Annotated in this window: 20 protein-coding genes and 1 tRNA gene; 14 read left to right on the top strand and 7 right to left on the bottom strand. The window is 71.8% G+C overall.

Annotation, left to right across the window (positions count from 1 at the left end; all coding sequences use genetic code 11):
* The first annotated feature begins 5 nt into the window (after positions 1-5).
* From FXF51_RS54460 to FXF51_RS54450, 3 genes are read left to right on the top strand one after another with little or no spacing between them, the layout of a single operon-like run.
* Entirely contained in the window at positions 6-524 is a 519-nt protein-coding gene (locus FXF51_RS54460; protein ID WP_148442768.1) for a hypothetical protein, read from the top strand.
* Positions 524-1,126 (top strand): TetR/AcrR family transcriptional regulator, encoded by a 603-nt coding sequence (locus tag FXF51_RS54455; RefSeq protein ID WP_148442767.1) that lies wholly within the window; start codon positions 524-526, stop codon positions 1,124-1,126. The genes FXF51_RS54460 and FXF51_RS54455 overlap by 1 nt, the downstream gene beginning before the upstream one ends.
* A 40-nt stretch (positions 1,127-1,166) precedes the next feature.
* Positions 1,167-1,559, top strand: a complete 393-nt coding sequence (locus FXF51_RS54450; protein ID WP_148442766.1) for a hypothetical protein — start codon at positions 1,167-1,169, stop codon at positions 1,557-1,559.
* On the opposite strand, the gene FXF51_RS54445 is transcribed toward FXF51_RS54450, so the two are convergent.
* Together FXF51_RS54445 and FXF51_RS54440 are read right to left on the bottom strand one after the other, a co-directional pair.
* Positions 1,535-2,029, bottom strand: a complete 495-nt coding sequence (locus FXF51_RS54445; RefSeq protein ID WP_148442765.1) for a DUF523 domain-containing protein — start codon at positions 2,027-2,029, stop codon at positions 1,535-1,537. The two genes, FXF51_RS54450 and FXF51_RS54445, sit on opposite strands and share 25 nt — an antisense overlap.
* Positions 1,999-3,360, bottom strand: a complete 1,362-nt coding sequence (locus FXF51_RS54440) for a DHA2 family efflux MFS transporter permease subunit (protein ID WP_148442764.1) — start codon at positions 3,358-3,360, stop codon at positions 1,999-2,001. Before FXF51_RS54440 ends, FXF51_RS54445 begins: the two co-directional genes overlap by 31 nt.
* A gap of 44 nt (positions 3,361-3,404) precedes the next feature.
* On the opposite strand from FXF51_RS54440, the gene FXF51_RS54435 reads away from it, so the two are divergent.
* The 6 genes from FXF51_RS54435 (at position 3,405) to FXF51_RS54410 (ending at position 7,700) form a co-directional block, all read left to right on the top strand.
* On the top strand, positions 3,405-4,106 hold the full coding sequence (locus tag FXF51_RS54435; RefSeq protein ID WP_148442763.1) for a TetR/AcrR family transcriptional regulator C-terminal domain-containing protein: 702 nt from the start codon (positions 3,405-3,407) through the stop codon (positions 4,104-4,106).
* An 11-nt stretch (positions 4,107-4,117) separates the two neighbouring features.
* Complete coding sequence (locus FXF51_RS54430; RefSeq protein ID WP_148442762.1) at positions 4,118-4,480, top strand: hypothetical protein; 363 nt, start codon at positions 4,118-4,120, stop codon at positions 4,478-4,480.
* On the top strand, positions 4,477-4,854 hold the full coding sequence (locus tag FXF51_RS54425; protein WP_148442761.1) for a hypothetical protein: 378 nt from the start codon (positions 4,477-4,479) through the stop codon (positions 4,852-4,854). The genes FXF51_RS54430 and FXF51_RS54425 overlap by 4 nt, the downstream gene beginning before the upstream one ends.
* A 31-nt stretch (positions 4,855-4,885) precedes the next feature.
* Entirely contained in the window at positions 4,886-5,527 is a 642-nt protein-coding gene (locus tag FXF51_RS54420) for an SRPBCC family protein (RefSeq protein ID WP_148442760.1), read from the top strand.
* 140 nt (positions 5,528-5,667) lie between these two features.
* Positions 5,668-6,879 carry a CynX/NimT family MFS transporter gene (locus tag FXF51_RS54415; RefSeq protein WP_148442759.1) on the top strand — a complete coding sequence of 404 codons (1,212 nt, stop codon included), beginning with the start codon at positions 5,668-5,670 and terminating at the stop codon, positions 6,877-6,879.
* The gene (locus FXF51_RS54410; protein ID WP_148442758.1) at positions 6,876-7,700 is read left to right on the top strand and encodes a metal-dependent hydrolase; all 825 of its coding nucleotides are present in this window, start codon (positions 6,876-6,878) and stop codon (positions 7,698-7,700) included. The genes FXF51_RS54415 and FXF51_RS54410 overlap by 4 nt, the downstream gene beginning before the upstream one ends.
* A gap of 2 nt (positions 7,701-7,702) precedes the next feature.
* On the opposite strand, the gene FXF51_RS54405 is transcribed toward FXF51_RS54410, so the two are convergent.
* Positions 7,703-8,593 (bottom strand): RNA polymerase sigma-70 factor, encoded by an 891-nt coding sequence (locus FXF51_RS54405; RefSeq protein WP_148442757.1) that lies wholly within the window; start codon positions 8,591-8,593, stop codon positions 7,703-7,705.
* Positions 8,594-8,668: 75 nt separating this feature from the next.
* On the opposite strand from FXF51_RS54405, the gene FXF51_RS54400 reads away from it, so the two are divergent.
* From FXF51_RS54400 to FXF51_RS54390, 3 genes are all read left to right on the top strand, one after another.
* Positions 8,669-8,741: transfer RNA gene (locus tag FXF51_RS54400), tRNA-Ala, on the top strand.
* Positions 8,742-8,756: 15 nt separating this feature from the next.
* Entirely contained in the window at positions 8,757-9,197 is a 441-nt protein-coding gene (locus FXF51_RS54395) for a GNAT family N-acetyltransferase (protein ID WP_148442756.1), read from the top strand.
* Positions 9,198-9,237: 40 nt separating this feature from the next.
* Complete coding sequence (locus FXF51_RS54390; RefSeq protein WP_148442755.1) at positions 9,238-10,182, top strand: helix-turn-helix transcriptional regulator; 945 nt, start codon at positions 9,238-9,240, stop codon at positions 10,180-10,182.
* A gap of 10 nt (positions 10,183-10,192) precedes the next feature.
* Here FXF51_RS54390 and FXF51_RS54385 read toward each other — a convergent pair whose 3' ends face one another.
* The 3 genes from FXF51_RS54385 to FXF51_RS54375 form a co-directional block, all read right to left on the bottom strand.
* Positions 10,193-11,659: a pyridoxal-dependent decarboxylase gene (locus FXF51_RS54385; protein WP_262380510.1), complete on the bottom strand. Its 1,467-nt coding sequence runs from the start codon at positions 11,657-11,659 to the stop codon at positions 10,193-10,195.
* A 102-nt stretch (positions 11,660-11,761) separates the two neighbouring features.
* On the bottom strand, positions 11,762-11,968 hold the full coding sequence (locus FXF51_RS54380) for a DUF4236 domain-containing protein (protein WP_148442754.1): 207 nt from the start codon (positions 11,966-11,968) through the stop codon (positions 11,762-11,764).
* Positions 11,969-11,992: 24 nt separating this feature from the next.
* A complete protein-coding gene (locus FXF51_RS54375; protein ID WP_148442753.1) occupies positions 11,993-13,510 on the bottom strand; it encodes a PLP-dependent aminotransferase family protein in 1,518 nt (505 codons plus the stop codon).
* Positions 13,511-13,589: 79 nt separating this feature from the next.
* On the opposite strand from FXF51_RS54375, the gene FXF51_RS54370 reads away from it, so the two are divergent.
* Positions 13,590-14,339, top strand: a complete 750-nt coding sequence (locus tag FXF51_RS54370) for a metallophosphoesterase (protein ID WP_148442752.1) — start codon at positions 13,590-13,592, stop codon at positions 14,337-14,339.
* Between the two features lie 7 nt (positions 14,340-14,346).
* Here the strand turns inward: FXF51_RS54370 and FXF51_RS54365 are convergent, their stop codons facing one another.
* Positions 14,347-17,727 carry an alpha-L-arabinofuranosidase C-terminal domain-containing protein gene (locus FXF51_RS54365; protein ID WP_148442751.1) on the bottom strand — a complete coding sequence of 1,127 codons (3,381 nt, stop codon included), beginning with the start codon at positions 17,725-17,727 and terminating at the stop codon, positions 14,347-14,349.
* Between the two features lie 229 nt (positions 17,728-17,956).
* On the opposite strand from FXF51_RS54365, the gene FXF51_RS54360 reads away from it, so the two are divergent.
* Positions 17,957-18,937, top strand: a complete 981-nt coding sequence (locus FXF51_RS54360; RefSeq protein WP_148442788.1) for a LacI family DNA-binding transcriptional regulator — start codon at positions 17,957-17,959, stop codon at positions 18,935-18,937.
* Positions 18,938-18,996: the final 59 nt, after the last annotated feature.

The following is an 18,996-nucleotide window of genomic DNA, read 5'->3' as shown; positions in this document are numbered from 1 at the left end:
GTCTCATGCGTCGAGCCCTGAGATATGCGGCGATCTGGTGCGGTGCCACCGTGGTCGCGGTGTCGGTCTCGTGGTTCGGCGTACGGGGGGTGCTGCGCAACGAGTTCGTGGACGACGTGGACGTGGAGCCGTTCCTCGCGCAGACGATCGCGGCCGACGAGCGGCCTGCCACACGCCCGCCTGCCACACGCCCGCCCGCCACACGGCCGGATGCCACGGGCCCACATGCGACGCCGACCGCCTCTGCCACGCGCGAGGTGCCGAAGCGGAGCCGCACCCCGGCGCCCGCCACGGAGCGGCAGGCCACCCCCTCGCTCAAGGTGGTGAAGGTGAAGGGCGGCGAGGTGGCGTTCACGCTCGGCCCGGCGGGCTGCCGCCTGGTCTCGGCCACCCCCGTCAGCGGCTACACCGCCAAGATTGCCCGCGCCGACGGCTGGATCCGGGTGGACCTGGCGAAGGGCGAGCACGGCACCGCCGTGTTCTGCATCGGTCACGAGCAGCGAACCGACACGTGGGAGTACTGATGAGGGCCCGAGGCTGGAGCCGGTCGAGCGGCACCCGCGACACGCTGCTGAGCGCGGCCCGCGACGTCTTCCTGGCCAAGGGGTACGCCGACGCCACGGTGGCCGACATCGTGGAGACGTCCGGGATCAGCGTCGGCAGCCTGTACCACCACTTCGGCGGCAAGCCCGGCCTGTTCCTGGCGTTGTGGGAGCAGTTCATGCGAGGGCAGGAGGAGCGCACCTCACGGGCGGCCAAGGCGGTCAAGGGCGCGGCGGGGTCGGAGAAGTTCCTGGCCGGAGCGCGGGCGTACCTGGAGGGCTCGTGGGAGCAGCGCGAGGTGGCCAGGTTGTTCCTGGAGAGCGACGGGCCGGTGGAGTTCACCACGCTGCGCAGGCAGCGGGGCTGGAACTGGATCGGCGGCAACAAGCGCCTGCTCGGCCTGGACGACTCGCGGGAGAGCCAGGTGCTGGTGGTGCTGCTCACCACCATGATGGGCGAGGCGGGCCGCGAGGTGGCCGCGTGCGAGTCCGGCCGCGACGCCACGGTCACCATCGACGAGACCATCCGGCTGGTGAGGCGGCTGCTGCCTACGCCCGAAGGCGTAGCGGAGCCGACTCCCTGAAGACGATTCCGGTTGCGCCGTGACGTGGCAGCGTGGGCGCATGGACGCACTCCGGAGGTTGCTGGGCTGGCTGTCGCTGCTCTACGCGCTGGTCTTCGCCACGTTCGCGCTGCTGCACACCGGAGTCGAGCTGGGGCCGGTGTGGCAGCCGGTGATCGTGCCGGCCGCGATCGTGGAGACCCTGTGCTGCGTCGTGCTGATCGGCGGCGGCTGTGGCGCGCTGGCCCGGCGGCCCTGGGCCTGGGACGGGCTGATTTACACGCACGCGGCCGCGCTCGGCGGCGTGCTGCTCGGGATGCTGGCGCTGGCCTTCGGCGCGGAGGCGGCGCCCGACGAGGGGAACGCGCTGCTCACCGCGTATCACGGCGTCATGGCGATCGCGCTGGCCGCCGGGCTGAGCGGCGCCTTCTACGTCTCCAGGGTGCGCAGATAACCGGCGGCCTCGGCCAGCCGCTCCTCGCTGAACACCCGGATCCCGTTCCGCTCCAGCAGCGCCGTCGTCACGCCCTGCCCCGGCGTCCTGCGCCCTTGGAAGCTGCCGTCGTAGATCGCGAGGGCCCCGCACGAGGGGCTGCCCTCCTTCAGCACCGCCATCCGGATGCCGTGCGACCGCGCCACGGCCAGCGCCTCGCGCGCGCCCGCCAGGAACTCGGCCGTCACGTCCGACCCGTCCGTCGCCACCACGCGGGCGGCCCCGGCCAGGACGGCCGCCCCGCCCGCGCCGCCCTCGATCTCGGCGGCGAGCCTCGGCACCGGCAGCCCGCCCTCCACCTCGGGGCAGAACGGCACCAGCCGCCCCTCCTCGCGCCACCCGGCGAGCCAGGCGGCCGAGCTGGTCTTGGCGCCGCCGTCGTAGCGCACCTTGCGGCCCATCAGGCAGGCGCTGACGAGGATCTTCTCCACGTCCCCGATCCTATGAGCGCGATCGGCAGCAGCGAGACCCCGGCCAGCCCGGCCGCCGCCCAGAACGCGGGCGTGAACGGCTCCGCCGCGCCCGCCCTGGTGAACACCTGCAGCAGCACGGTCAGCAGCGCCACCCCGAACGGCGCGGCGAGCCGCAGCACGATCGTGCTCAGCGTCGTCGCCGCCGGGATGGCGGACGGCTCCAGCGTCCTGTACGCGGCCGCCATCACCGACGTCGCCACCAGCCCGTGGCCGAGCCCGAGCGTGAACATCGGCACGTGACCGCCGCCGGTCAGCAGGAACGCCACGATGCTCGCCACCACCAGCACCACTCCCGCCGCCGCGACGCCGCGCGGCCCCCTGCTGTCGGTGAGCCTGCCGGCCAGCGGCATCGTGAGGGCGGCGCCGATCCCCAGCGGGGCCAGCAGCAGGCCCGCGTCCAGCGCGCTGCCGCCCTCGGCGAGCTGGCTGTAGAGCGGGACGAGCACGGTGAAGCCGAGCATCGCGGCCGAGTAGCACGCCAGGGCGAGCACCGCCGAGGCGAACGTGCGGTCGCGGAACAGCCGCAGGTCCACCAGGGACGTGACGCGCAGCGACCGCAGGGCGAAGACGGCCACCAGGGCCGCGCCGATCCAGGATGCCGGGTGCAGGAGCGAGGCGCCGTTCCCCTCCTCGGTCAGCCCGTAGATCAGGGCGACCAGGCCGGGGGACAGCAGGGCCAGGCCGAGCACGTCCAGGCGCTGCCCGGTGCTGTCGTTCCGCTCGCCGCGCGGCAGCAGCAGGAGCGCGGCCAGCAGCGCCACCGCGCAGACCGGCACGTTCACCAGGAACAGCCACCGCCAGCCGGGACCCTGCACGATCAGCCCGCCGAGCGGCGGCCCGAGCACGGGCACCAGCATGGCGGGCACCGAGATGAGGCTCATCGCCCGGCCCAGCCGCTCCTTGCCCGCCGCCTGGGCCAGCATCACCTGCCCGACCGGCTGGAGCAGGCCGCCGCCCAGCCCCTGCACAGCGCGGAAGACGACCAGGCTGCCCAGCGACCAGGCGGCGGCGCAGAGGGCGGAGCCGGCGATGAAGAGCACGAGCGAGACGAGCCAGACGGCCCGCACCCCGAACCGGCCGACGGCCCAGCCGGTGACCGGGACCGTCATGGACATCGCCAGCAGGTACGAGGTGGCCGCCCACTGGACGTCGGCGAGCGAGGTGTGGAACTCGGCGGCCAGGGTGCCGAGCGCGACGTTGACGATCGTGGTGTCGAGCATCGTCATGACGACGCCGAGCAGGACCACGAGTCCGGTGGACCGGAGGGAGCTTCGTACGGCGTAGCGCATGTCGTACACTGTAACACTTTCGTACGCTGTCTAGAATCGGTGCCGTGACATCGATCTGGTCGAGACCCACCCCGCCCCGCCGCCCCGTGCTGAGCAGGGAGGCGATCGTGGCCGCGGCCATCGCCGTGGCCGACGCCGAAGGGCTGGACGCCGTCTCGATCAGGCGTGTGGCCACCGAGCTGGACGCCCGCGCGATGACGCTGTACTCCTACATCGAGCGCAAGGAGGACCTGCTCGCGCTGATGGCCGACGAGATCGCCGCCGAGGCGGTGGCCGAGGAGCCGCTGCCCGCCGACTGGCGCGAGGCGCTGACGCTGCTCGCCCGGCGCGAGCTGGAGCTGGTGCGGCGGCACCCGTGGCGGGTGGACCTGATCTCGCACCGGGTGGCCGTCGGGCCCAACGGGCTGCGGCACGTGGAGCAGAAGCTGTCCGCCTTCGACGGCCTCGGCGTCGACCGGCTGACGGCGTGGCGGTTCCTGGCGGTGTTCAACGACTACATGACCGGGTTCGTGGTCAGGCAGGCCGTGGAGCGCCGCGCGCCCAGGGAGCGGGGGATCGGCGACGCCGAGCGGGCCGCGCTGGCGGAGCCGTACATCAAGGAGCTGATCGACGGCGGCGAGTTCCCCCGGCTGGCGCCGATGATCGAGCAGGGCGTGCAGGGGGCCGACGACAACTTCGAGCGCGGGCTCACCTGGGTGCTCGACGGGATGGAGGGCTCCATCGGGGGCGGCGATACCGGGCGATAGCCTTACCCCCGATGAACACCGTCGTCTCCACCGTCGTCATCTCCGGCTCCCTGCTGCTGATGCTGATGAGCCTGATCACCGCGATCCGCGACCGGCCGATGGGCATGGTGCTGCTGGTCGGGTTCGCCCTGCTGGAGGTGGCCGTGCTGGTGCAGGCGGGCTTCGTCATAGCGGCGGTGGCCGGTGGCGAGGGGCCCGCCGACAAGGTGACGCTGTTCGGCTACCTCGGCGGCGAGGTGCTGATCCCGCCCGCGGGCGTGTTCCTGGCGCTGGCCGAGCGCAGCAGGTGGGGGCCGGGGATCCTCGCCGTGGCCGGGTTCGCGATCGCGGTGATGACGGCCAGGCTGCTGCAGATCTGGCAGGGCACGGCGTGACCACCGCCATCGGCACCGGGCCCGGCCGGGCGCTGATCGCCGTCTACGGATTGTTCTCGCTGGCCGCCGGGGCACGGGCGGCCGTGCAGATCGCCACCAGGTTCGGCGAGGCGCCGCTGGCGTACTCGCTGTCGGCGTTCGCGGCGGCGGTCTACGTCCTGCTCACGGTCGCGCTCTGGCGCGGCGCGCGCCGCCTCGCGCTGGTCGCGCTCGGCATCGAGCTGGCCGGCGTGCTGATCATCGGCACGCTCAGCCTGCTCGACCAGGCCGCCTTCCCCGACGAGACGGTGTGGTCCGCGTACGGCAAGGGCTACCTGTTCATCCCGCTCGTGCTGCCCCTCGTGGGCCTGTTCTGGCTGCGGCGCAGGCGTTAACGCCCCGCGTGCCTGGGCAGTGACAGACCCCATGAGCACGATCGAACATTCCGAAGACGTCAGGGTCCCCGTGCGGGTGGCCTACAACCAATGGACACAGTTCGAAAGCTTCCCCGAGTTCATGGAGGGCGTGGAGTCGGTCAAGCAGCTCAGTGACACGCGGACGGCCTGGGTGGCGGAGATCGCCGGTGTCAGGCGCGAGTTCGAGGCGGAGATCACCGAGCAGCACCCCGACGAGCGCATCGCCTGGCGCAGCGTGGACAAGCCGCACCAGGCCGGGGTGGTGACCTTCCACCGGATCGACGAGGACACGACCAGGGTCACGCTCCAGATGGAGTACGACCCCCAGGGCTTCCTCGAGATCGCGGGTGACAAGCTGCAGATCGTCCGCATGCGCGTGGTCGGCGACGTCAAGCGCTTCAAGTCCTTCATCGAGTCGCGTGGCGGCGAGACCGGCGGCTGGCGCGGCGACGTGCCGGGGCCGCACCAGCGCGAGCACGAGCAGGGCTCCACGTACGGCGGCGCCGGGACCGTTCCGCCGGGCACGGTGGGCGGCGACTACCCGCCCGCCGGCGGCGGTGGCCAGTCGCCGGGCGGGACGCTGCCGCCTCCTGGGCCGGTGCCTCCCGGCTCGCCGGGCTCCCCGGGGCAGCCGCCTCCTCCTGTCCTCTGAGTACTGCCTGCGAAACCCTCGGAGACCGTCTCCGGGGGTTTCGTCATGTCTGCACCATGCCGCCAGGAATAAATGCATATTTCGGTCCTGTTAAGGTGTCATTCGTCCCATGATTTGATGAGTGGAGGACACTTCCCGCCATGAGCGTGCTCGCCCAAGAGTCCCGAGGCAGAACCACCCCGCTGGCCTGGCTCCTCGTGCTGGGAATCGTCCTCGCCGCACTGAACCTGCGCACCGGCGTCACCAGCGTCGGCCCCTTGCTCGACCAGCTCGCCGCCGGGCTCGGCATGTCGAGCGTCGGCACCGGGCTGCTGACCACCCTGCCCGTCCTCGCCTTCGCCAGCGTCGGCGCGATCACCCCGACGCTGGCCAGGCGTATCGGCGAGCACCGGCTGCTGCTGCTCGCCCTCGTCACCCTCGGCGTCGGGCTGCTGGTCAGGTCGCTGGTCGGGTCGGCCCCGGTGTTCCTGCTGAGCAGCGCGGTCGCGCTGTCCGGCGGCGCCGTCGGCAACGTGCTCATCCCGACGCTGATCAAGCGCCACTTCCCGGCCCGAACCGGGCTCATGACCACCGTCTACACCACGGCCCTGGCCGCGGGCACCATGCTGGCCGCCGCCGCGACCGTGCCGATCGAGCGCGCCTCGGGGGACTGGCACATCGCGCTCGGCGTGTGGGCGGCCCTGGCCGCTGTCGCCGCCATTCCGTGGCTTGCGCTGCTGCGCAGTGAGCCGGAGCGGGACACCGGCGGACGGGACGTGGGCCTGCGCGGCATGGTGAAGAGCAAGCTCGCCTGGATGATCGCGGTCTACTTCGGCACCCAGTCGATGATCGCGTACATCATGTTCGGCTGGCTCGCCACGATCCTCACCGACAGCGGCTACAGCACCTCGGAGGCCGGGCTGATCCTCGGCGTGTTCACCGCCCTGAACATCCCCGTCTCCATCGCCGTGCCCATGATCGCCTCGCGGTTCCGCGACCAGCGCCCCACCGTGGTCGGGCTCGTCGTGTTCTACGTGATCGGCTTCCTCGGGCTGTGGTTCGCGCCGCCGTCCACCGCGATGGTCTGGGTCGTGTTCATCGCCGTGGGGATGGGGTCGTTCCCGCTGGCGCTGATGATGCTGGCGCTGCGCACGCGCACGCCGGAGACCACGGCCGCGCTGTCGGCCTTCGGGCAGAGCGCCGGCTACCTCATCTCGGGCGCGGGCCCGCTGCTGGTCGGCGTGCTGCGCGAGGCCACCGGCGGGTGGTCGGTGCCGTACACGCTGATCTTCGTGGTGCTCGCCGCCCAGCTCCTGACCGGCCTGTACGCGGGCCGCAACCGTTACCTGGAGGACGAGAGAATGGCGGGGTGAACTCCACTCTCGTCACCTTCCCCAGCGGCCGCACCCGTGGCCGCTCCACGATCGTCGAGGCCGTGCCGTCGGGGGAGCGGCACGGCCTCGTCGTCTCCGAGACGCCGTTCCACCCCCTCGACCACACCTGGCCCGACCAGCCCGCCGACCGTGGCACGATCGGCGGCCTGCCGGTCGTCGACTGCGTGACCGGAGCCCGGTCGGCCACCGGCGAGATCTTCCTCGGCGCGGACATCCCGGTCAGGCGCGGCGCCGAGGGCTGGGACTGGCTGGTCGTGCACGTCACCGAGACGCCGCTGCCCACGGGCGCGGAAGTGGACCTCGAAGTGGACGCGGACCTGCGTGCGGCGCTGTCCGCCGGGCACACCGCCTGCCACCTGGCCGCGCTCGCGCTCAACGCCGCCCTGGCCGGCCGGTGGCGCAAGGAGACGCGGCCCGACTCGCTCGGCAGCCCCGACTTCGACCAGGCCGCCATCACCTCCTCCCGCATCGCCCCGAACGGCAGCGTGGACGTCTACCGCCTGGGCAAGTCGCTGCGCAAGAAGGGCTTCTCCGCCGACGACCTCGACCCGGAGAAGATCGCCCGCGAGGTGAACGACCGGCTCGCCGCCTGGGTGGCGGCCGACGCCCCCGTCCGGGTGGAGGTGCCGGACGCCGGGCTGACGGCCCGCCGCACCTGGCACTGCTCGCTGCCGCACGGCGAGGCGTCCATCCCGTGCGGCGGCACCCACGTGAGCCGCACGGGAGAGCTGGGCGCCGTCGAGGTCGCGCTGTCGCTCGACGACGCCACGCTCACCATGCGCACCGGCTGCGGCGGCTGAGGTCACGACGGCTGGAGGTGGCCGATCTTGTCCGGGTTGGCCAGCACGTAGACCGTCTCGATCCTGCCGTCGCTGATCAGCAGCGAGATGACGCTGATCACCTTCCCGTCCGCCGAGACGACGATCGCGGGCGCGTTGTTCAGCGTCGCCAGCCCCAGTGACATGCCGGGCAGATCCGTCATGCCGATCGAGACCATGAACTTGGCGATGTTCTCCGGGGTGTTGATCGACAGCAGGTAGCGGCCGACGTTCTCCGCGCCGGTGATGACCCGCAGCGCCGCTCTGGCCTTGCCGCCGCCGTCGCTCACCATCGTCACCTGGTCGGAGAACAGCGCGATCAGCGCGTTCAGATCGCCCCCGGTGGAGGCGCCCAGGAACCGCTCGGTGATCCGCTTGCGCTCGTCCCTGTCCACGTCGAAGCGCGGGCGCTTGTCCCGCACGTGCTCCCTGGCGCGCCTGGCGAGCTGCCTGGTGGCCGGCTCGGCCCGCCCGATGATCTCCGCGATCTCCGCGAACGGCAGGTCGAACGCCTCCCGCAACACGAACACCGCCCGCTCCAGCGGCGACAACGTCTCCAGCACCACCAGCATCGCCATCTCCACCGAGTCGGCCAGCTCGGCCTGCTCGGCCGCGTCCGGCGCGGTGCTGATCGGCTCGGGCAGCCACGGCCCCACGTACGACTCGCGCCGCGACTTGGCCCACCGCAGGCGGTCGATGGCCAGCCGCGAGGTCACCGTGACCAGGAACGCCTTGGGGTCGTCCACGGTCGACTCGTCCACCCCCGACCAGCGCAGCCACGCCTCCTGGACGACGTCCTCCGCGTCGGCGACGCTGCCCAGGATGCGGTAGGCGACCGCGATCAACAGGCTTCGGTGATCCTCAAATGTCGGCATAAGACCAAAGACGTATCATGCCGGTTCCGGCGTGACACAAGGGGTTCGGAACTCCGTTACACTTGTTGATCGTAAGGGGCTATGGCGCAGTTGGTAGCGCGCCTCCATGGCATGGAGGAGGTCTGGGGTTCGAATCCCCATAGCTCCACATAGAGTTCCTCGAATGACGATCATCGCGCGAGAGACCTCGTTCGACGAGGCCGAGATCTTCAGGCTGTACGACTCCGTCGGCTGGAACGTGTGGACCCGCGACATCGCCAAGGTCTGCCGGGGTCTGGCCGGCTCGCACCTCGTCCTCACCGCCAGGGACGGCGACGGACGGCTGCAGGGCCTGGCACGCACGGTGTCCGACGATGAGATGGTGTGTTACGTCCAGGAATTGCTGGTCGACCGGGAGTTCCAGGGGCAGGGCATCGGGCGGCGGCTGCTGGAGCGGCTCATGGAGCGCTACGCGCACTGCCGGTACTTCGTGCTGACGACCGACCACGAGTCCACCCCCGACGGGCCCGCCAACCACGCCTTCTACCGGCGGATGGGGCTGGTCGAGCACCACGAGCAGGGGCTGTCGGCATTCGGCCGGCGCGTGACGGGCGAGAACGACTAAGTGCTCATGCGGTGAGCACTTCAAGGCGGACAATGGCCTCATGCGAGCCGATCGACTGGTGGCCGCGCTGCTGCTGATGCAGGCGCGTGGCCGGGTGACCGCCGCCGAGCTGGCCGGGAAGCTGGAGGTGTCCGTGGCCACGGCGCGGCGCGACCTCGAAGCGCTGTCCGCCGCCGGCATCCCCGTATACCCGCAGCCGGGGCGGGGTGGCGGATGGTCGTTGCTGGGCGGGGCCCGTACCGACCTGAGCGGGCTCACCGAGCACGAGGCGCAGGCGCTGTTCCTGCTCGCCGGGCCGGCCGCGCCGGACGCGCCCGAGCTGCGGTCCGCGCTGCGCAAGCTGCTGCGGGCGCTGCCGCAGACGTTCAGGGACGAGGCCGAGGCGGCGGCCGGCGCGGTGGTCGTCGATCCCGCTCGCTGGGGCGAGCCGGAGAAGGAGCGGCCCGAGCTGGTACGCGTTCTGCAGCGGGCGACCGTCCGGCGGCGCCGGGTCAGGCTCGTCTACCAGGGCCGCAGGGGCAGCGAGCCCGCCGGGCGGCTGGTCGATCCGTGGGGGCTGGTGGACAAGGACGACGTCTGGTACCTGCTGGCCGGGACCGAGCGCGGGCAGCGCACGTTCCGGGTCGACCGGATCACGGCGGCGGAGGTCACGGACGAGGAGTTCGAGCGGCCGGACGGCTTCGAGCTGTCGCGGGCCTGGGCGGGCGTCGTCGAGGAGATGGAGCGGCGGCGCTCCACGGTCTCGGCGACCGTGCTCATCTCCGCCAGGCTCCTGCCCATCCTGCGCGACCACTTCGGGCGGCACTTCGAGAGCCTGGGGGAGACGCAGGACGGGCGGGCGCGGGCGCGGGTGGCCGCGCCGATGGCGCTGACGATCGCCGAGCAGCTCGCCGGGTGGGGCGCGCGGGTGGAGGTCGAGGAGCCGCAGGAGGTCAGGGACGAGCTGGCCAGGATCGGCGCCGAGCTGGTCGAGCGCAACTCGTAGGCGTCGGACGTCACCGCATGGTCGAGGACAGGGCCGCGTGCTCCCAGCGGATCTGCTCCCACGCCTGCTCCACGTGCCGCCGCTCCGTCGCCGCCGCCCCGACGGCCAGCCGCAGCAGCACCCGGCCGCCGGCCTTCGTGTGCGTCAAGTAAATGGAGCCGCTCGCGTTGAGCAGCTCCATCAGCCGCAGCGTGGCCCGGTCCGCCTGATCCGCGTCGTCCACGCCGGGCCACAGGGGGCGGAAGCACACCAGCCCGAGCGGATGCGGCTCGTGCAGCTCGAACCCCGGGTCCGCGCCGACCCATCCGGCCAGCTCCGCCGCCAGCCCGACGCCCTTGCGGATGTGCGCCCGCAGCCCCTCCGCCCCGTACCAGCGGATCACCGACCACAGCTTCAGCGCCCTGAACCGGCGGCCCAGCGGCACCTGCCAGTCCCGGTAGTCCACGACGGCGCCGGTCGAGGTGGCGGCGTTCCTGAGGTACTCGGGCAGGATCGACAGCGCGCCGAGGAGCGGGCCCCGGTCGGCGGTCCAGAGCACGCCGCAGTCGAAGTTGGTGAGCAGCCACTTGTGCGGGTTCGTCGCGTACGAGTCCGCGTACTCCGCCACGCCGTCGTTCAGCCACCGGAACTCGGGGCAGATCGCCGCCACCCCGGCGTAGGCGGCGTCCACGTGCAGCCAGACGCCGCGCTCCCGGCACACCTGCCCGATGGCGGGCACCGGATCGACGGCGGTGGTGGAGGTGGTGCCCACGGTCGCGCAGACCATCGCGGGGACGGCGCCCGCGGCCTCGTCGGCGGCCAGCAGCTCGCGCAGCCGGGCCGGGTCCATGGCGAGCGTGCGCGGGTCCACGTCCACCAGCCGCACGCCCGCCGCGCCCAGCCCGGCGATCCGCGCCGCCTTCTCCAGGGACGAGTGCGTCTGGGACGTCACGTACAGCGTGTACCGCCGGTCGATCCCCTCGGCCGCGGCCCGCCCGCCGCTCGCCCTGTGCAGCGCCGCCAGCAGCGCGACCAGGCAGGCGCTCGACGCGGAGTCCTGGATGACACCGCCGCCCGCCGCGTCGGTGCGGAAGCGCTCAGGCAGCCCGATCAGCTCGGCCAGCCAGTCGACCACCACGGTCTCCAGCTCCGTGCACGCCGGGCTGGTGACCCACAGCATGCCCTGCACGCCCAGCCCGCTGGACAGCAGGTCGCCCAGGATGGCCGGGCCGCTGGCGTTGGAGGGGAAGTAGGCGAAGAAGCCGGGATGTTGCCAGTGCGTGATGCCGGGCAGCAGGATCCGCCCCAGATCCGACAGCACGCTCTCGAAGGGCTCCCCCTGTTCGGGCGGCGAGCCGGGCAGGGCGCGCCGGATCTCGCCCGGCTTGACCTGGGACATCACGGGGTTGGACTCGATGCCGGCGAGGTAGTCCGCGATCCAGTCGATGACCTGCTTGCCGTGGCGGCGGAACTCCTCAGGCGTCATGTGAGGGCTCATCCGACCACTCTGGCCGCAGCGGCACGGGTTCGCAAAGGGGACGGGCCGGAGGCTTTCGCCTCCGGCCCGTTCTATCTCAAGCGGTCTGACGACCGCCGAGGGTCAGTAGTGGTAGCGCCGGTGACGCCTGCCACCGAGTGACTTGCTGAGGTGGATGCCGCCCGGCAGGTGCACGGACACGTAACGGCGGCCGTCGGGGGTGGTCGAGACGTTGAAGCGCCGATTGCCGAAGCTGTGACCGACGCCGTGCCGTGACAGGTTGATCCGGAACGGCCCCACTTTGATTGACTTGCGGTAGTGCCAGCCCAATGTCCCTCCTCCGCCATCGTGCGCTCAATGAGAAGAACGGGCGGGACGGCTGCGCGGTTCCCAGCTCTCCAAGGTGCTCGCCAAGGCTTCGAGCGCGCGGGGGTAGTTCCGTTCGGAGGGGGCGGCGTACCCGATGAGCAGGCCGTCACGTCCGGCGCCGTGCCAGAGGGGCGAGGCGGGGCGCAGCGCGATGCCCGCCCGCTCGCACGCGGCCAGCACCTCGGGCTCGGCGGGGCCGCCGGGCGGAAGCAGCAGGAGGGCGCGCAGGCCCGCCGCGACGCCGGGCAGGCTCGCGCCCGGCAGCGCGGCGGACAGGCGGGCGCGCAACCGCTCGCGCCGCCGCCGGTACCGCAGGCGGGCGGCCCTGACGTGGCGGTCGTAGTCGTGCGTCTCGATCAGCCGGGCCAGCACGAGCTGGCCGAGCACCTCGGTGTGGGCGTCGGCGTGCAGCTTGGCCCGCGTGACCGGGCCGATCAGCGCGGGTGGCACCGCCATCCAGCCCAGGCGCATGGCCGGACCGAGCGACTCCGACGTGGTGCCGCAGTACACGACCTGGTCCGGCGCCGTGCCCTGGAAGGCGCCCACCGGCTGGCGGTCGTAGCGGAACTCGCCGTCGTAGTCGTCCTCCACGACCAGCCCGCCCCACTCGCGCAGCGCCAGACGGCGGGACGGGTGCAGCGGGACGCCCGTCGGGTACTGGTGGGCGGGCGTGACGATCGCGGCGGCCACGCCGGGGGTGAGGGTGCCGGTCCGCGCGCCCAGCTCGTCCACCGGCAGGGGTACGATCTCGCGGCCCGTTCCGCGCACCACGTCGCGGTAGAAGTCGTGGCCCGGGTCCTCCATGGCGAACGGGCCGTCGCCGGTGACGACGCTCGTGAGGAGGTTGATGGACTGCACGAAGCCCGTGGTGACGACGATCAGGTCGGGGGTGGTGCGGACGCCGCGGGTTCTGGCGAGGTAGGCGGCGAGTGCCGTGCGCAGTTCGATCCGGCCGCGCGGGTCGCAGGGGCCGAAGACGGTGGCGGGGGCGGTGGCCAGGACGTGGCGGGTGGCGCGCAGCCAGGCGCGGGCGGGGAAGGCCGAGACGTCCGGCTGCCCGGGACGCAGGTCGTGCGGCGGCACGGGGTCAGGAGGAGGCGCATCCCAGGGCGCGGCCGGATCCGGGGGACTGGCGGGGCCGCGGGAAGCGGCCGAGGCCCGGGTGGCGGGGGCGCGGGAGGCGGTCAGGGCGGGGGTGCGGGAGGAGACCGAGGCGGGGGTGGTGGCGACTTCGGCGCCCGGCCGGGCGACCTGGGTGCCGGAGCCGGGGCGCGTGGTCAGGTAGCCCTCGGCGACGAGCTGGTCGTAGGCGGCGCTCACCGTACCCCGTGACAGCCGCAGCTCGGCGGCCAGCGCCCGGGTGGAGGGCAGCCGGGTGCCGGGCGGCAGCCGCCCGTCACCGATCGCCTGCCGCAGCGCCTCCTCCAGCGCCCGCCGCCGCCCGGTCGAGACGGGAAGCTCCAGATGCAGGTCCACCCCCGAACCGGCCCACAGTTTGCGCATGAAAGCGGACCTTACCTCTGGTCCGGTACCCCGGGTTACGGTGGCTGGGCAGCCGGAACCTAGGAAGGACGAGAGCCACATGATCGTGATCGCTCACCTGAGCGACATCCACATCGGCGCCACCCCCGAGAGCGTCGCCCGCACCGCCGCAGTCATGCGCTACCTGGACGCCGTCCCCGGCGACCTCGACGCGGTCCTCGTCACCGGCGACATCGCCGACCACGGCACGCGGGAGGAGTACGAGACGGCCGCCAAGCTGCTCGCCTCACGCCACCCCGTCCTGGTCGGCCCGGGAAACCACGACGTCAGGCGCGAGTTCCGCCGGTCCCTGCTGGGCGAGGAGCCGTCGGACGGCCCGGTCAACCAGGTGCTGCGCACCGGCCGCGCGGTCTACGCGATGTGCGACTCCGTCATCCCCGGCAGGAACGAGGGCCACCTGGACGACGAGACGCTCGCCTGGCTGGAGGGGGTGCTGGACGGCACGGACCTGCCGGTGTTCGTGGCGTTCCACCATCCGCCGGTGAAGCTGCACGGCCCGCCGTGCGACGGGATCAGGATGCACGAGACGGCGCGGCTGGAGGCGCTGCTCGCCGGCCGCCCGAACGTGCCCGCCGTGCTGGTGGGGCACGCGCACACGGCCGCCGCCACCAGCTTCGCGGGCCGGCCGCTGCTGGTGGGCGGCGGTGTGGTGTCCACGCTGACGCTGCCGTGGGAGGGCGGCACGAGCTTCGACAACTGCGTGGACCACGTCCTGCCGCCCCTGATCGCCTTCCACGTCCTCGACGAAGAGGGCAGGATGACGACGCACTACCGCGCCGTCATCCCGTAGCGGCCCGCTACCGTTCGGTGAGCTCGATGAACGTCACCGAGTACGCCGGGAAGTCGTAGGTGAAGGCCCGCGAGAAGCCGCTCACCTGCCGTCGCTCCGGCGCCACCCGATCCGGGTCGGAGATCGAGTTGGTGTCCGACGGCTCGCCGGTCAGGGAGGTGACCGTGGCCGTGGGCCTGAACCGGGCGGAGCCCAGGTCCACGGTGCTGCGCACGGCCGTGTCCTGCGCGTTGACGACCTTCAGCGTCACCGACTTCCCGTCCCTGGACACCACCTGGTAGAGCGGCTCGACGCGGGAGCTGTCCACGAAGTCGTTGATCTGCTGCCCGTCCAGCCAGGTCGTGATCCTGCGCCCGCTGACCTGCACCTTCAGGTGATGGTCGCGGCCGGTCTCGACCGTGGTGGCGGAGGTGGCGATCGAGGACTTGCCGCCGTTGACGGCCTTCTCGACGGCGGACTGGGTGTTGTTCCAGCCGCCGACGTTCCACCAGTAGAAGTTGCCGGTGTCGCGGACGCCGAACATCACCAGGAAGCCCTCGGCCCCGGCGGTCTTGCGGGCGGTGAGCTCGATCGTGTAGTTCGACCAGTCGGCCGAGCCCGCCGTTGACCTGGCGTCCTCGACCTGCGCCGTCTGGGCGTAGGCGCCGTCCTGCACCGCCCAGGTGCCCAGGCCTGGCGTCCAGTCGCCGGCGCCGGCGGAGAAGTCGTCCGACAGCAGCACGGTGCCGTCGGCGGCGGTGACCTTGACGTCGTCGTAGCGGACGGCGGTGTTCCAGGCGCCGACGCCGATCGCGCCCTTGATGTCCTCGACGGGCCTGGCCTCGCCCTCGAACGTGCTGGGCACCACGCGCTGGCCCACGTTGGTGGAGAACAGGCGTTGCACGTGGTAGCTCGGCGACCCGTACGCCTGGTCGTTGTCGAACCAGATCAGGTCCGGCGCCCAGTCCACGTAGTCGACGTTGGCCAGCAGCGGCGCGTACGAGGCCAGCTCCACCACGTCGGAGTTGCGTTCGAGCCCGGTCATGTACGACGCCTCGGACAGCGCGTTGAAGAACGTGTTGCCCCGGGAGGCGTACTCGCCGACGAACACCTTCGGCCCCTCGCGGTCGTAGGAGTCGTAGCGGTGGTTGTTGGCCAGGAACCAGTCGGGGTTGTTGTAGTAGTGCTCGTCCACCAGGTCGGCCCGCTGGTCGCGGGCGAACTGCCACATGCGGTCGAACCAGGCGCCCTGCGACGTCTGCCCCGAGTTACTGATGATCTTGATATCGGGGTGCTTCGCCCGGATCGCGTCGGCGAACTTCGGATAGTTGGTGAAGAACTCCTCGTAGATCTCCTCGTTCCCGAGCCCGATGTACTCCAGCCCGAACGGCCTGGGATGCCCCAGCTCGGCCCGCTTCTTCCCCCAGGTCGAGGTGACGGGCCCGTTGGCGAACTCGATCAGGTCGAGGGTGTCCTGCACCCAGCGGGCCAGCTTGGCCTCGTCGGTCAGCGGCCGGTTCTCGCCGCAGCCGTTCACGCCGACCGACAGCACGGGCAGCGCCTCGGCGCCGAGGTCCTCGGCGAACTGGAAGTACTCGTAGTAGCCGATGCCGTAGCTCTGGTTGTAGCCCCAGAAGTTGAAGTTCGTCGGCCGCTCCTCGACCGGGCCGATCGTCTCCTTCCACTGGTAGATGCGGCGCCGGTCGCCGGTCTCCGCGTACGGGTCGTAGGTGCCGACGTTGGTCACGCAGCCGCCGGGGAAGCGCAGGAACCGCGGCTTCAGATCCGCGATCAGCTCGGCCAGGTCGGTGCGCATGCCGTGGCCCTTGAACGTGTCGCGGGGGAACAGCGAGACCATGTCCAGGTCGGTCCGCCCGGCGGGGGCCTGCACGACGAGGCGTCCGGCGTCGGTGGTGGCGGAGGCGGTGAACGACGCCTTGTACTTCGCCCAGCCGCCCGCCTTGACCTGCACGGTCATCGTGCCCAGCACGGTCGTGCCGTCCTCGGCGGTGATCGCGAGCGGGCCTGCCTCGGCGCGCCTGGCCCACACGGAGAAGTCGTAGCGCTTGCCCTTGACGAGCGGCAGGCCGCGGTTGAACCCGGCGTTCACCACTCCGGCCGTGCCCTCGCCCGTCACGTCGAGCCGCAGGTAGTTGCGGTTGTTGACGTTCAGCGGCTGCTCGCCGGTGACGGCGGGCGTGACGGTGGCGCCGCGCTCGGCCTCGCTCCAGGCGGTCAGGCCCGTGTAGGAGGGCTCGTCCACGGAGTTGAACTCGAATGAGCGGTTCTGCACCAGCTCGGCGTAGAGCCCGCCGTCGGCGGCGTGGTTGATGTCCTCGTAGAAGACGCCGTACAGGTCGGGGCTGACCTTGGTGCCCTTCGCCCTGGTGTCCACGCTGAGCTTGCCCGAGGTGTAGCCCTCGACGCGGAACTTGGTGGCGTCCGTGCCGAGAACGAGCCTGCCGTCGCTGACCGCGACGCTGCGATCGCCGGAGGAGAGCGTGACCTTGCCGCCGCCCGCGTCCTTGAGCTGGAAGGGCGTGGGCTGCGCGCCCAGCCGGACTGGGGTGGTGGCTTGCAGGTACCTGCCGCTCTCGGCGTCCTTGAGCGCGCCGTCCTCGGCGGTCAGGACCAGCCCGGTCATGGGCGCCTTCGCGGCGGCCCGCACGACGCCGGAGCGGTCGGCCGTCAGGTACGGCGCCGCCGCCGCGCGCAGCGTGAACGGCCCTTCCGGCACCACGGCCGCCCCCTCGGCCGCCTTGATCGCGATGTAGTCGAAGTCGGCCCGCATGGAGGTGCCGTTCTGCGCCGACAGCCCGAAGAGCCCGACCTGCCCGATCGCGAGCTTGGCCGTCAGCTTGGAAGCCTGCACCCAGGCCGTGCCGTCCCAGTAGGAGGAGGTGAACTCGTCGCCGGTCCTGGCCAGCTTGACGATCTCGGCCGTGGACCCGGGCCTGGCGGCGAAGGCGGAGGTGAAGGCGGCGCCCACCTCGGTGGCGGTCTCGATCACCGGCCCGCCGGCGAACCCGACGTGGGCCAGGCCGGCGCGCACGTAGTTGTCCCAGTTTTGCCAGGCCAGCAGGCCCGCGCTCTGGTAGTCGAGCGTGACGGGGGCGCTGAGCTTGGTGACCACCTCGAAGTCGCCGTTGGGCACGTCCACGAGGAAGAGGTTCCTGGCGTTGTTGGTGCCCTGGTGGGTGTCGCCGGTCAGGGTGTCGAGGCGCAGGGCGCTGCCGGACAGGCTCCAGCGGGAGTCGTCGGGCGAGAGCACCGTCCAGTCCTCGCCGAGCGTGGTGCCGTCGAACTGGTCGACGACGGCGCCTTCCGGGATGGGATCGGCCAGCGCGGCGGCCGGTGGCGCGGTGAGCAAACCGGCTAAGAGCAGGGCGGATAAGGCGATGCGCAACATGAGTGGGGGGCTCCTCAGGTGTTGTTAGCGTTAACAATCAAGTGAGCGTTAACAACCGCGATCGGCGACAACGTAAGGAGTGCTCAGGGCGGGCGTCAAGACCCATCCGCGTAACCCGACCGTAATGCGGCGGCCTATTGACGACACCGGTTGTTAGCGTTCACAGTCGGGGCCAAGCCAGGAAAGGAGCACGACTGTGGGATCCACCCTGGGGCGCCGCCTGCCGGTCATGGCCGACGTGGCCAAGGAAGCCGGCGTGTCGCATCAGACGGTCTCCCGCGTGCTCAACGACCATCCGAACGTGCGCAGCGAGACCCGTACCCGGGTGCTCGAGGCGATCGACAAGCTCGGCTACCGCCGCAACCTCGTCGCCCGCGCCCTGGTCACCAAGCACTCCAGAACGCTCGGCGTGGTCAGCTTCGACACCACGCTGTACGGGCCGGCCAGCACCGTCTACGGCATCGAGCAGGCGGCCAGGGCGGCCGGCTACTTCGTCAGCATCGTCAGCCTCAAGTCGATCGACAAGGCCGGCGTGCGCGATGCCCTCGACTACCTGGCCGACCAGGGCGTGGACGGCATCGTCGTGGTCGCGCCGCAGCGCTCGGCCGCCCAGGCCCTGGCCGATCTGCCGCTCGGCGTGCCCACGGTCGCCGTCGAGGGTGGCGAGGCGGGGGACGTGTCCGTCGTCTGCGTGGACCAGGTCGCGGGCGGCAGGCTCGCCACCGAGCACCTGCTGTCGCTGGGGCACGAGACGGTCTGGCACGTCAGCGGGCCCTCCGACTGGCTGGAGGCCGAGGGGCGCGTGGCCGGCTGGCGGGCCGCGCTGGAGCAGGCGGGCCGCGAGGCCCCGCGACCGCTGGCCGGTGACTGGAGCCCGCGCTCGGGATACGAGGCGGGGCGCAGCCTGGCGAGCATGAGGAACGTGACCGCGGTCTTCGTCGCCAACGACCAGATGGCGCTGGGCGTGCTGCGGGCGTTCACCGAGCAGGGGGTGAGAGTGCCCGAGCGGGTGAGTGTGGTCGGCTTCGACGACATCCCCGAGTCGGAGTTCTTCTCGCCGCCGCTCACGACCATCAGGCAGGACTTCGACGCGGTGGGCAGGCACAGCATCGAGGTGCTCGTACGGCAGCTCGAAGGCGGTCCGCAGGAGCGGCAGCGGCTCGTGGTGCCGCCCATGTTCGTGCCCAGGCTCAGCACGGCCGGGGCCTAGAGCCGTACGGGAAGGCAGGACGCGCTGGCGCCCGACTCGGGTTGTTAGCGTTCACATCA

The sequence above is a fragment of the Nonomuraea sp. PA05 genome, assembly GCF_008086045.1.
GTDB classification, from domain to species: domain Bacteria; phylum Actinomycetota; class Actinomycetes; order Streptosporangiales; family Streptosporangiaceae; genus Nonomuraea; species Nonomuraea monospora.
This window is presented reverse-complemented; position numbering and strand designations above follow the sequence as displayed.